The organism is Actinoplanes sp. NPDC023936 (assembly GCF_040639325.1).
GTDB lineage: Bacteria > Actinomycetota > Actinomycetes > Mycobacteriales > Micromonosporaceae > Actinoplanes.
The window spans coordinates 23430-35529 of sequence record NZ_JBEZZR010000001.1; the positions used below are offsets into that span (position 1 = coordinate 23430).

The window sequence follows — 12100 nt, forward strand, 5'->3', positions numbered from 1 at the left end:
TCAGCCACATGGACACCGACGAGGATCTCACCCCCGACGAATTCGACGACGACGCCGATTACGTCACGTTCGACATGCTGGGGGAGCGGTACGCCTTCCCGATGCGCCGGGTTCAGGAGATCATCCGGATGCCCGCGCTGGTGAAGGTTCCGCTCGGCCCGCCGTCGCTGGAAGGGCTGGCGAACCTGCGGGGCCGGGTCCTGCCGGTGGTGAACCTGCGCAAGTGCTGCGCCATGGAACAGGCGCCGCACGACGAGACCACCCGGGTGATCGTGGTGGACAGCGGTGTGCCGCTCGGCTTCGTGGTCGACCGGGTGGCGAGCGTCATCAGCATCGACCCGCAGGCCATGGAGCCGGCCGAGTCGGTGCAGGCGACGGTCAACTCCGACGTGCTGGTCGGTGTGATCAAGTCGGACGACGGCGACATGACCACCGTGCTCGACGTGGACCAGCTGATCGGCAGCCAGTTCTCCCGGCTCTCCGAGCGGACCGGCCGGGACAACCCGGCGACGGCGCGGATACCGTCCGAGGCGGACGCCGACGCCGACTCGGACGACACCCTGGAGCTGGTCAGCTTCGCGGTGGAGGGCCAGGAGTACGCGCTCCCGATCGACCAGGTGCAGGAGATCGTGCAGGCGCCCGAGTCGGTGAGCCACGTGCCGAACGCCGGCAGCCGGGTCCTCGGCGTGATCGACCTGCGCGGCCGGCTGTTGCCGGTGGTGAGCATGCGGCGGGTCTTCGGCCTGCCGGTCACCCCTCTCGCCCCGCAGAACCGGATCGTCGTGGTCTCGATCGACGGCGGCGTCGTGGGCGTGGTGATGGACACCGTGCGCGAGGTGCTCCGGGTGCCGCACCAGCTGGTCGCGCCGCTGCCAGGCGTGGTGGCCGGCGACGGGCGCAAGTCCGAGGTGGAGTCGGTGTGCCGCCTGGAGGACGGCAAGCGGCTGGTCTCGGTGCTCAGCGTGAACCGGATGTTCGACTCGCCGGAGGTACGCAACGAGATCGCCGACTACCGCGACGACGACCAGGAGATGGCTGTGGACGAGGACAGGACCGCCGACGACGGGCGCGGGGACGAGGAACTGTTCGTGGTGTTCCGCCTCGACGACGAGGAGTACGCGGTCGACGTCGACGCGGTGCAGGAGATCATTCGAGTGCCCGAGGCGCTGATCCGCGTACCCAAGTCGTTTGATTTCGTCGAAGGTCTGGTCAATCTGCGCGGAACCGTTCTCCCGGTGGTCGACCTGCGGACCAGGCTCGGCCTGGGCCGCACCGAGCGGGACGAGCGGCAGCGCATCGTCGTGCTGATCATCGGTGGGGTCCGCACCGGGTTCATCGTCGACTCGGTCGCCGAGGTGGCCCGGGTCGGGCGCAACGTGCTGGAACCGGCGCCGGAGTTGTCGGCGGAGCAGGCCCGGGTGGTCTCGCGGGTGGCGAACCTGCCGGACCAGCAGCGGATGCTCCTGCTCGTCCAGGTGGACCAGCTGCTCGCGGCCGAGCAGGCCGATCAGGCCGCCGAGCTGTGCGAGGCGATCGTCGACGAGGCGCTCGTCGGCGTCTGATCGGAGCCTGCCGTGCCATCCACCTCCGTCCTGGTCGTCGACGACTCCGCGCTGATGAGGCGGGCGCTCAAGGGGATACTCACCGACACCGGCGAGTTCGAGGTGCACACCGCGCGCAACGGCGTGGACGCGCTGGAACAGCTGGGCCGGATGCAGCCGGACGTGGTGACGCTCGACATCAACATGCCGGAGATGGACGGCCTCACCTGCCTCGCGAAGATCATGGAGCAGCAGCCCACCCCGGTCGTCATGGTCTCCTCGCTCACCGAGCACAACGCCCTGGTCACGCTGGAGGCGCTGGAACTGGGCGCGGTGGATTACGTCCCGAAGCCCGGCGGCACGGTCTCGCTCAACATCGAGGACGTCGGCGGCGAACTGGTGGCCAAGGTCCGGGCAGCGGCGAAGGCCCGCCTCAAGCGGGCCGGCGGGCTGACCGCGCGGATCCGCGCACAGACCCGGCAGGCGTCCGGCGCACCGCCGGAACGCCGCGCGCTGGGCAAGGTCGGCACCGTCGACCTGCTGCTGATCGGCTCGTCCACCGGTGGGCCGGCGCTCCTCTCCGAGCTGCTGCCGAAGCTGCCCGGCACGCTCGGCGCCCCGGTGGTGGTGGCGCAGCACATCCCGGCGTCGTTCACCGCGGCGCTGGCCCGGCGCCTGGACGAGATCTGCGCCCTGCGGGTGCACGAGGTGGACCGGATCATGAACCTGCAGCGCGGCAACATCTACATCGGCCGGGGCAACGCCGACGTGGTGGTGGCCCGGCGTACCGACAACCTGATCGTCAAGAGCGTGCCGGCTGCCGCCGAGTACCGCTGGCATCCGAGCGTGGACCGGCTGGTCGGCTCGGCCCGGCGCTACATCGACCCGGAGCGGCTGGTGTGCGCCCTGCTGACCGGGATGGGCGACGACGGCGCCACCGAGATGGCCGCGGTCAAGGAGGGCGGTGGCAGGACCATCGCCGAGTCCGAGGAGACAGCGGTGGTCTGGGGAATGCCCGGCGAGCTCGCCCGGCGCGGCGGGGCCACGGCCGTGCTGCCCTCGTACGAGATCGCCGACCAGTTGGCCGACTGGGTCCGCTGAACGCCGAGAAAGGGTGATCACGATGGGACTCGTCCGCAAGAAGGCCCCGGAACCGGTCGAGGAGGTCGCGCCGGAGAGACCCTCGGCGGAGGCGCTGCGAGCTCAGCTGGACGACCCGGACCCGGACTGCCGGCGGGAAGCCGCGCTGGGTCTGGAGGGCGACGAGGAAGCGGTGCCCGCGCTGCTCGCCCGGGTCGCGGTGGAGACCGAGACCAACGTCCGCGACGCGATCCTGACCACCCTCTCCGCGCACGACACCGAGACCGTGGCCGGTAACCTCGCCGTGCATCTGGCCAGCGACGACGCGGCACTGCGCACGGCGGTGGCGGAGGCGCTGGCCGCCATGCCACGGTCGATGCCGGCGCTGCTGCCCAGCCTGCTCGCCGCGCCCGATCACGACGTCCGGGTGATGACCGCCATGGTGCTGGCCGACCTCAACCATCCGGACACGGCCGCCTGGCTGGTTCAGATGATCAGCGAGGACCCGCATCCGAACGTGGTGACCGCCGCGATCGACGCGCTGCTGCCGGTGGCCGGCGCCGAGCACGCCGCCGTGCTGGAGGAGGCCGTGCACCGCTTCCCGGACGACCCGTTCCTGCGATTCACCGTTCAGGCGGCCCTGCCCCGTCTGACCGGGACGGCGTGATGGCGAGCGCGCCTGCCACCGGAGCCGGCCTCTCCGACGCCGACTTCACCCGGTTCACCGAGTACTTCTACAAACGCACCGGGATCCACTTCACCCCGGCGAAGCGGTACTTCGTGGACAAGCGGATCGAGACCTGCGTACGGGAGTCGCCGTACGACACGTTCACCGGCTGGTTCGCGGCGCTGCGGGTGAACGAGAACTCCGGGATGCTCCAGGACCTGATCAACCAGCTGACCGTCAACGAGACGTACTTCCTGCGCGAGGACTACCAGTTCGACGCGATGCTCAGCACGGTGCTGCCGAACGTGCTGCGCGACCGGGGCGGGGTGAACCGGATCGTCGGGCCGGTGAAGATCCTCTCGTTGCCCTGCTCGACCGGCGAGGAGCCGTACTCGATCGCGCTGCGCCTGCTGGAGGAGTGGGACCAGATCGACCACGTCGACGTGGAGATCCACGGCGCCGACATCGACAGCGAGGTGCTCGCCAAGGCGGCGCACGCGAGTTACGGCGAGCGTTCGGTGCAACGGGTGCCGAAGGCCTGGATGAACAAGTACTTCACCTCGGTCGGCGGCGGGCGCTACCAGGTCGACGAGGGCATCCGCAGCGCGGTGACGCTGCACCGGGTGAACGTCTGCGACACCTTCTCGATGCGTGCCTTCCGGGATTTCGACGTGGTCTTCTGCCGCAACGTGCTGATCTACTTCGACGAGCTCTCCAGCCGCCGGGCAGCCGAGAACCTGTATGGGGCGATGCGCCCCGGCGGCTACCTCTTCCTCGGCCATTCCGAGTCGATGAGCCGGATCTCGCCGATCTTCACACCCACCCGCCTGGCGGAGGGCATCGTCTACCAGCGACCGACCGGAGCGAAGTGATGACCGATACCGAGGCGCCGCCCCGGGTGCTCGTCGTCGACGATGCCGCCACGGTGCGGCTCTATCACAGCAGCCTGCTTCTCGAAGCCGGCTTCCACGTGGACGAGGCGGCGAACGGCCTGGAGGCGGTCGAGGCCGCCATGGGTACGGCGTTCGACCTGTTCGTGGTCGACGTGAACATGCCGAAGATGAACGGCTACACCTGCGTCGAGACGCTGCGCTCGGAGACGGTCGGCACCGCGTCGCCGGTGCTCATGATCAGCACCGAGGACCGGCCCGGCGACGCCGACCGGGCGTACGCGGCCGGCGCCAACCTGTACCTGGTCAAACCGGTCGCCGGGGAACGGCTGATCCGGATCGCCACCATGCTCACGGCCGGGAGGGGCACGCCGGCATGAACCCGCTGCTCGCACAGTTCCTGGCCGAGGCGAACGACCTGCTCGCCTCGGTCGACGAAGGCCTGCTCCACCTGGAGCGTGATCCCGGCGACGCCGAGCTGGTCAACGAGGTGTTCCGCGCGGCGCACACCTTCAAGGGCTCGTCCGGCCTGTTCGACTTCCCCGAGCTGACCCGGCTCACCCACGCGGCCGAGGACCTGCTGGACGCGGTACGCGGCGGCCGTCTCGCCCTTGACTCGGGCATGACCGACGACCTGCTCGCCGCGTTCGACCTGATCCGCGGCTGGCTCGCGCACGTCACGACGCACGAGCGGCTGCCCGCAAGCGCCGGCACCGACGCGGCCGGGCTGATCACCAAGCTGCGCGCGCCGCTCGGCGGTGAGCCGGTCGCGCACACCGCCGCGACAGCGGCCGCCGGCATCGCCGTGATCGACGCGGCGCCGGAGTGGCTCGCGTGGTTCGACGCCGAGTGGCTCACCGAGACCGCGGCCTGGCTGGAGACCACCGCCTCGACCATGCGGTTCGTCCGCTACACCCCGGACACGGACTGCTTCTTCCGCGCCGAGGACCCGATCCATCTGGTACGCCAGGTGCCCGGCCTGGACAAGCTCGGGATCGTGCAGCCCGAGCAGTGGCCCGCGCCGGAGGAGTACGACGAGTACGTCTGCCTGCTCTCCTTCGTGCTCGCCACCCGGGCCGGCATCGGCGAGCTGGAATACCTGTTCCGGTACGTGCCGGACCAGGTGCAGATCGTCGAGCTGGACGGCGGCGCGATCACCCGGCACCTCAGCGGCGAGCCGCCGCTGAAGGTCGAGGAGAAGGTCACCATCGCTGTCACCCGGGTGATCGACTCCGAGGTGGCCGCGGACGCCCGGGCGGTGCTCGCGGCGGCCCTGCGGACCTTGGAGATCAATCCGGTCGAGGGCGTCCAGTTGCGGTCCGTGGCGTGGGCGGTCACGGCGGCGGCGCGGGCTCTGGGCGTACCCGAAGATCTGACCGACGCCGACCGCGCAAGCGTGAGCGAAGCGGTGGAACGTCTCCTCGCCGAAGCGGCGCCGGCGCCGGTCGGCGTCCTGCCGGCTGCCGGGGCCGCGCCCGCGCCGGTGGCCGCCGCCGCACCGGCCGCCGAGCCGGCGGGCCGGGCCGACGACCCCGGCGGCCAGGTCGGCACCCGGGTGCTCAAGGTCGACCAGGAGAAGGTGGACCGGCTGATGGAGCTGGTCGGGGAGCTGAACGTCGCCAAGAACGGGCTCACCTTCCTGGCCGACTCGGCCGAGGAGGAGTTCGGCAGCCGGGTGCTCAGCCGGCGGATCAAGGACCAGTACGCGGGCCTGCACCGGATCGCCGAAGAGCTCCAGTCCGCGGTGATGGACGTCCGCATGCTGCCGCTCTCGGTGGCCTTCGGCCGGTTCCCGCGCCTGGTCCGCGACCTCAGCCGCCGGCTCGGCAAGACCATCGAGCTGGTCACCGAGGGCGAGGACACGATGGCCGACAAGGACGTCATCGAGGCTCTCGGTGACCCGCTGGTGCACCTGGTCCGCAACAGCCTGGACCACGGCATCGAGCCGTCCGACGAGCGGACCGCGGCCGGCAAGAGCCCGGCCGCGCGGCTCACCCTCGCGGCCGTGGCCGACGGCGACGCGGTGATCGTCGAGGTCTCCGACGACGGCCGTGGCGTCGACCCGGCACGCGTCAAGCGCAAGGCGTACGAAAAGGGTCTGATCAGCGAGGAGGAGCTGGAGTCGCTGAGCGACACCGAGGCCGTCGACCTGGTGTTCCGCCCGGGATTCTCCACCGCGGATCAGGTTTCGGATCTCTCCGGGCGGGGAGTCGGGATGGACGCGGTACGCGCCAGCGTGGAGAAGCTCGGCGGCACCGTGACGATGCGGTCGAAGCTCGGTCAGGGCACGTCGACCCGGCTGCGGCTGCCGCTCTCGATGGCCGTGACCCAGGTGATGGTGGTCAGCGTGGCCGGGCAGCGGTTCGGCATCCCGGTCGACCTGGTGGTCGAGACGGTACGCATGCCGGCCGCCGAGATGGGCCGGGTGCTGCACCAGGACGTGGTCGTGATGCGCGGCGAAGTGGTGCCGGTGCTGGATCTGGCCCGGGCCCTGGACATGCCGTGGACCGCGAACCCGGACGCCGACCGGGCGATCCTCGTGGTCAGCGTCAACGGCCAGCGGGTGGGCCTGCTCGTCGAGCAGTTCCACCGGGAGGTGGACGTGATCCTGAAACCGATGGAGGGCCTGCTCGCGTACGCCGACGAGTTCTCCGGCACCGCACTGCTCGGCGACGGCCTGGTGCTGCTGGTGCTCAACATGAAGGAGGTGCTCGGCCTTGCCGCTCGAGTTGCATGACGACAGCGCGACCCTCGTCGGCGTGGTCACCGTCGACGAGGTGGAGCAACTGGCCGGCTGGCTGCGCGCCGCCAAACGGCCCCGGGTCAGCCTGAGCCGATGCAACCATCTGCACACCGGCGCGCTCCAGGCCCTGCTGCTTTTCAAACCGAAGATTTCCGCAGCACCGAAAGACGCCTTCCTGGCGGCGCAGGTGCTGCCACTGCTCAACGCGGGCAGCGGCACAGCCAGTAACAAGGGGAGCGAACCACCATGACCACCGTGATGCTCGTCGACGACTCCGCGACCATGCTGATGAGCCTCAAGTCGATCCTGACCAAGGCCGGCTACACCGTGGAGACCGCCGGACACGGCAAGGAGGCGCTCGACAAGCTCGGCAAGGGCGTCAAGCCGAACCTGATCATCAGCGACGTCAACATGCCGCAGATGGACGGGATCACCTTCGCCCGCGAGGCGCGCAAGGCCCCCGGCATGCGTTTCACCCCGATCCTCATGCTGACCACCGAGTCCGAGCAGTCGAAGCGGACCGAGGCGAAGAACGCCGGCGCCACCGGCTGGCTGGTGAAGCCGGTCGGACCGGACCAGCTGCTCGGCGTGATCAAGCAGGTTCTGCCCGGCGCCTGATCGTCCCGTTCTTCTCGCTGTGGTGGTCTTTTCGCAATGGAGGTAATCCCGCATGCCAAGCCTTCTCCGCAAGCTCACCTCCGCTCCGGCCGAGCCGGTGCAGCAGGGTGTGCGCGGGGACGTCGTGGCCGAGGCACTGGAGCCGATCCCGGCGTACTGCGAGGTGGTCGACGCTCACGTGCGTGACGTCATCGACCAGACCGGGGAGGCGGCGCAGGCGATCGTCGAACAGCTGGTGAAGGTCGACTCCCTGGCCGAGGTGATGTCCGGCGACGTCGCGCAGCTGGCCGGCACGCTGTCCCGCACCGAGACCGAGCTCAACCAGGTCAGCTCCTCCAACGACCAGCTGGTCGGCCGTCTCGTCTCGTACTTCCTGCACCGCGACTTCCAGATCCGGAATCTGGTGGACCAGATGCGGGAGCTGAACCAGCACGTCACCCAGATCGAAGAGGTGAGCCGGGCGACGAACATCCTCGCGCTCAACGCCATGATCGAGGCGGTCCGGGCCGGCGAGGCCGGCGAGGGCTTCTCGGTCGTCGCCGACGAGGTCCGCAAGCTGGCCCATCGATCGTCCGAGGCCGCGCACGGCATCGGCAGCAGCATCGCCGACCTGACCGCCAAGCTCGACGCGGTGCTCTCCGACGACAGCCACTTCGACCGCGACGAGCAGATCCCGGCGCACACCGAGGAGACGGCGATGACCCGCCGTCTCGGTGGCATCGCCAACGCGCAGCGCGAGATGTCGGAGATGGTGACCGGCATCCTCAAGGACACCATCAGCGCGGCGAGCCAGGTGCAGCGCAGCTCCGACGCGTTGATCTCGGAGACCACCGGCGCTGTCGGTCACGTCCAGTTCCAGGACATCAGCCGCCAGATGCTGGAACATGTGGCTGAGGCGGTCTCCGACGTCTCCCGGCAGGCCGCCGAGGTGAGCGCGTACGCGCGCGGCGACCTCACCGAGGAGGAGTTGAGAGCCGGCGCCATCAGCGTGGAGAGCTTGCGGGCCAAACACGTGATGTCGCGTCAGCGGACCACGCACGCCCAGCAGACCGGTCAGGAGGTCCAGTCCGCTGCCGAACCGCTCATCGAACTCTTCTGAACCACGAGACTGTCAGCGAGAGGTGCCCGGCGATGGCTCGCATCGAGAACTACGGCCACGACATGCCGACCGAGCAGGACGCCGTCAAGGCCCTGGCGGACCTGATCGGCCCGCAGATGGCCGAGGGCCTGTGGGGCCTGGCGGTGCAGGCGCTCGGCATGCGCCGGCCGGTCACCTCTCCGGCCGACCTGCGCCGGGTCGCCGAGCACGTGATGGAGGTGGGAGAGCTCAGCCGGGTGGCGGGGCGCTCCCTCAAGGTCCGAATCATCACGTACGAGGCCCTGGCCCGCACGGTGCCGTCGTGACCTCCACGCACTATCCCGAGCTGCACGACGCCGCCCGGCTGCGCGAGGTGGCCCGGCTCGGGGTGGACCGGGAGATGCCCAGGGATTATCTGGCCGAGCTGCTGGAGCGGGTCGCCGTCGAGCTGGACATGCCGTTCGCCGTGGTCACCTGCATGCTGAGCGACGCGCAGGTCTTCCTCGCCGGACGCGGGCCGATGCCCGAGTGGATCGCCGAGGTCGGTGGCACCCCGATCGAGTGGGCGTTCTGCGTCCCGATGCTGCGCAACCAGTCGGCACACTGCGTCAACGACTTCACCGCAGACCCGGCGTACCGGAACAACCCGCTGGTCACGGTCGAGGGCCTCCGGTCCTACATCGGCGCCCCGGTGATCTCAGCCGGTGGCGCGGTGGTCGGCGGAGTCTGCGGCCTGGACGTGCGGCCCCGCGACTTCGGCGACGAGCAGGTGCGTCTCGTCCAGGAACTGGCCGCCGAGGTGGCCCGCCGGCTGGAGGCCGACGCCGCCTCCTTCGCCGATTAGGTGACGGGATGCGATCAGGACACGGTGGCATCCCGTCTCGGTGAGGAGGGAAGAAGGGCGTGCTGCTCGAGGTGCTCGGCGGCGAGCCGGAGGTGGCGATCGGTGAACATCCGCGCCTTGCGGATGCTCCACCTGTTCACCCGCTCAGCCAGGACCGTCGCATCCGACGTCGCCGTACCGAGATTCGCGGCGTAGTGCACCGTCGCAAGCAGTTCGAGGCTGTAGGGGGTCTCGAATCCGTCGACCAGCGACGCCAGCTTCGCCAGAACGTCGCGGTCCTGCGGGTGATCATCGAGCACGGTTTCCGCCGCCGCCGCGCTGCCAGGCGTCAGATTCACCGGCGACAGGTCGGAAACCGCTGCTGATCGGTCGCCGATTCCGCTGAGGTAATGACCCTCGAGGGTGTCCAGAACCCGGCTGAGACCCACGGAGTACGGGCCGTACCGGCCTCTGACGAAGTCGAGCCGGAGCGGCCGGCCGAGAAGCTGGAGGAAATACGCCAGCTTCTGGATCTCCAGTTCGCTGATGCCTTCGCGCATCTCATGAGTGGCCGCGCGGTCGAGGTATCGCGCGATAGCGGTCAGAAGCAGGGCTCGGTTCGTGGTCAAAGCCGGTCGAGGCGTCGCATTCGGCATCGATTCCGGGCGTGGAGCACCTTCCGGAGCGAAGACCACCACGCGCACACCCGGCATCCGCGCGCCTGCCGCCTCGATCAATGGGCGAACCTCGTTCCAGTCGAGCCCGCCGTTGCCGCAACCCAGGGCCGGAATGGCCAGGGATGTGATGCGGTTCGCCTGGACCTCGTCGACCAGCGCGTCCAGCCCGGCGACGATGTCGGCGACGCGTGAGGCATTGCGCCAGTGGTCCTTGGTGGGGAAGTTGAGGATGTAACGCCTCGGCCCGAGCACTCCGGTGTCGAAGGTCCAGATCCGGCCCAGCCGGACCTCTCCGCGCGCACAGGCAGCCCGATAGGCGCGGAAGTTGGCGGGGAACGCCCTCTTGAACTGCAGCGCGATGCCTTTCCCCATCACACCGACCGTGTTCACGGTGTTCACGAGCGCCTCGACCTCCGCGGTGAGGAGGTTGCCGTGGCCTTCCTCGATCATCTTCATCACCCCCGCTCGAACCCGTAGTACCAACCCGGCCTGACGATGATCCGCTCGGTGAGCGGGTTGCCGGACATCATCTCTTTGACCTGCTCTTTGTGCCTTTCATCGTAGGTTGCCACCCAGCGGATCAACGACAGCGGTACGCGTCGGTGCACCAGGAACTCGGCCAGCCGCCGGCGTTGCCGGTCCGGATCGTCCTCGGTGCTGTTCCACCGCTCCGATTCCATCAGCGGCCAGTCCACCGCGGCCTCCAGCGAGGCCAGGTCCGAGGTGAACTCGGTGGTGGCGGTGGCGGCGTTGCCGTCGGTCGCCACCCAGTCGAGGTGAGCGCCGAGCACGGCGCCGATCGACGTGACCAGGTACACCAGCGGGCGGTCGCCGCCCTGGTAGCGGCCGGGAACGCTGTCACGATGGTCGCACGCGATGCGGTAGAGCATGGGTGAGCGGGGCGCGAAGTAGAACGGCACGTAGTCACCCACGCAGCCGCCGGGAGCGATCGGGACGGCCCGGCGCCGTCGCCGCTCCTTGATGTCGGTGGCACCGACCTCGACTGTCATCAGCCCGGTGCGTGCGCTGACGTCGCAGCTGACATGGCCCACCGCGGACATCGAAGGAAGGTTGTCGATGTGTGTGAAGTGGTAGAGCCAGCGATCAGCCGGCGTCGTCATCCCATCCCCCGCCATGCTGTCCGACCCACCCGCCCTCGTGCTGTCCGCTGGAGTGCGGCGACCATATCGCCGGGGTACGACATCGGCCTCCGGGGCAACCCGGTACTTCGCTCGATATAGGGCACGCCCGGCAGCGCTCCACCCTCTCCGGTGGCGGATGCGTGAGCCCGTCCCGGGGGACCGCTGCCCCGAGGCATCGGTGAGGTAGGAAGATGAGCGCATGTCATTCTCGCTGCCCATCGACGCCGAGGCCAACGCGCTTCTGGACCGCGACCCGCTCGCCGTGCTGATCGGTCTGACCCTCGACCAGCAGATCACCATGGAGAAGGCGTTCACCTCGCCGCACGTGCTGGCCCAGCGGCTCGGGCACGTGCCGACCGCGACCGAGCTCGCCGAGTTCGATCCGGAGGCGCTGCTGGCGGTCTTCGCGGAGCCACCCGCGCTGCACCGGTTCCCGAAGGCGATGGCCACCCGGGTGCAGGAGGTCTGCCGGGTGCTGGTGGACCGGTACGACGGCGAGGCGGCGAACCTCTGGGCCGGTGCCGAGACCGGCGCCGAGCTGTACCAGCGGATCTTCGCGCTGCCCGGGTTCGGCAAGCAGAAGGCGCAGATCTTCGTGGCTCTGCTCGGCAAGCAGTGCGGCGTGCAGCCGGACGGCTGGCGGGAGGCGGCGGGTGGCTACGGCGACGCGGACGCGTACCGGTCGGTCGCGGACATCGTCGACGACGAGTCGCTCGGGAAGGTCCGGGCGTACAAGAAGCAGGTCAAGGCCGAGGCGAAAGCGGCGAAGGGCTCCTGAATCGCAGGCCGGCTGGCCGGAATCGCCCGGGCGGTGGGAGGATGGCGGAGTCGATCGGAGTCC

The 12100-nt window shown here is 69.6% G+C and carries 14 protein-coding genes; 12 read left to right on the forward strand and 2 right to left on the reverse strand.

Annotation, left to right across the window (positions count from 1 at the left end; genetic code table 11):
* The first annotated feature begins 8 nt into the window (after nucleotides 1-8).
* From AB0F72_RS00105 to AB0F72_RS00155, 11 genes are read left to right on the forward strand one after another with little or no spacing between them, the layout of a single operon-like run.
* The gene (locus tag AB0F72_RS00105; RefSeq protein WP_360422585.1) at nucleotides 9-1562 is read left to right on the forward strand and encodes a chemotaxis protein CheW; all 1554 of its coding nucleotides are present in this window, start codon (nucleotides 9-11) and stop codon (nucleotides 1560-1562) included.
* 12 nt (nucleotides 1563-1574) lie between these two features.
* A complete protein-coding gene (gene cheB / locus AB0F72_RS00110; RefSeq protein WP_360422588.1) occupies nucleotides 1575-2642 on the forward strand; it encodes a chemotaxis-specific protein-glutamate methyltransferase CheB in 1068 nt (355 codons plus the stop codon).
* Between the two features lie 22 nt (nucleotides 2643-2664).
* Nucleotides 2665-3288, forward strand: a complete 624-nt coding sequence (locus tag AB0F72_RS00115; protein ID WP_360422591.1) for a HEAT repeat domain-containing protein — start codon at nucleotides 2665-2667, stop codon at nucleotides 3286-3288.
* Complete coding sequence (locus AB0F72_RS00120; protein ID WP_360422594.1) at nucleotides 3288-4160, forward strand: protein-glutamate O-methyltransferase CheR; 873 nt, start codon at nucleotides 3288-3290, stop codon at nucleotides 4158-4160. The genes AB0F72_RS00115 and AB0F72_RS00120 overlap by 1 nt, the downstream gene beginning before the upstream one ends.
* Entirely contained in the window at nucleotides 4160-4558 is a 399-nt protein-coding gene (locus AB0F72_RS00125) for a response regulator (protein WP_360422597.1), read from the forward strand. The genes AB0F72_RS00120 and AB0F72_RS00125 overlap by 1 nt, the downstream gene beginning before the upstream one ends.
* Nucleotides 4555-6915 carry a chemotaxis protein CheA gene (locus AB0F72_RS00130; RefSeq protein ID WP_360422600.1) on the forward strand — a complete coding sequence of 787 codons (2361 nt, stop codon included), beginning with the start codon at nucleotides 4555-4557 and terminating at the stop codon, nucleotides 6913-6915. The genes AB0F72_RS00125 and AB0F72_RS00130 overlap by 4 nt, the downstream gene beginning before the upstream one ends.
* Nucleotides 6896-7171, forward strand: coding sequence for a hypothetical protein (locus tag AB0F72_RS00135; protein ID WP_360422603.1), 276 nt, complete (start codon nucleotides 6896-6898; stop codon nucleotides 7169-7171). Before AB0F72_RS00130 ends, AB0F72_RS00135 begins: the two co-directional genes overlap by 20 nt.
* Nucleotides 7168-7539 (forward strand): response regulator, encoded by a 372-nt coding sequence (locus AB0F72_RS00140; RefSeq protein WP_360422606.1) that lies wholly within the window; start codon nucleotides 7168-7170, stop codon nucleotides 7537-7539. The genes AB0F72_RS00135 and AB0F72_RS00140 overlap by 4 nt, the downstream gene beginning before the upstream one ends.
* A gap of 52 nt (nucleotides 7540-7591) precedes the next feature.
* Entirely contained in the window at nucleotides 7592-8638 is a 1047-nt protein-coding gene (locus tag AB0F72_RS00145) for a methyl-accepting chemotaxis protein (protein ID WP_360422609.1), read from the forward strand.
* 32 nt (nucleotides 8639-8670) lie between these two features.
* On the forward strand, nucleotides 8671-8943 hold the full coding sequence (locus tag AB0F72_RS00150; protein WP_360422611.1) for a hypothetical protein: 273 nt from the start codon (nucleotides 8671-8673) through the stop codon (nucleotides 8941-8943).
* Nucleotides 8940-9461 (forward strand): GAF domain-containing protein, encoded by a 522-nt coding sequence (locus AB0F72_RS00155; RefSeq protein WP_360422613.1) that lies wholly within the window; start codon nucleotides 8940-8942, stop codon nucleotides 9459-9461. Before AB0F72_RS00150 ends, AB0F72_RS00155 begins: the two co-directional genes overlap by 4 nt.
* Before the next feature lie 14 nt (nucleotides 9462-9475).
* On the opposite strand, the gene AB0F72_RS00160 is transcribed toward AB0F72_RS00155, so the two are convergent.
* Both AB0F72_RS00160 and AB0F72_RS00165 read right to left on the reverse strand, forming a co-directional pair.
* Nucleotides 9476-10573, reverse strand: coding sequence for a macro domain-containing protein (locus tag AB0F72_RS00160; protein ID WP_360422616.1), 1098 nt, complete (start codon nucleotides 10571-10573; stop codon nucleotides 9476-9478).
* Nucleotides 10573-11238, reverse strand: coding sequence for a DUF4433 domain-containing protein (locus AB0F72_RS00165; protein WP_360422619.1), 666 nt, complete (start codon nucleotides 11236-11238; stop codon nucleotides 10573-10575). Before AB0F72_RS00165 ends, AB0F72_RS00160 begins: the two co-directional genes overlap by 1 nt.
* A 220-nt stretch (nucleotides 11239-11458) precedes the next feature.
* Between AB0F72_RS00165 and AB0F72_RS00170 the strand changes: the two genes are divergently transcribed.
* On the forward strand, nucleotides 11459-12037 hold the full coding sequence (locus tag AB0F72_RS00170) for an HhH-GPD-type base excision DNA repair protein (RefSeq protein WP_360422622.1): 579 nt from the start codon (nucleotides 11459-11461) through the stop codon (nucleotides 12035-12037).
* Nucleotides 12038-12100 lie beyond the last annotated feature (63 nt).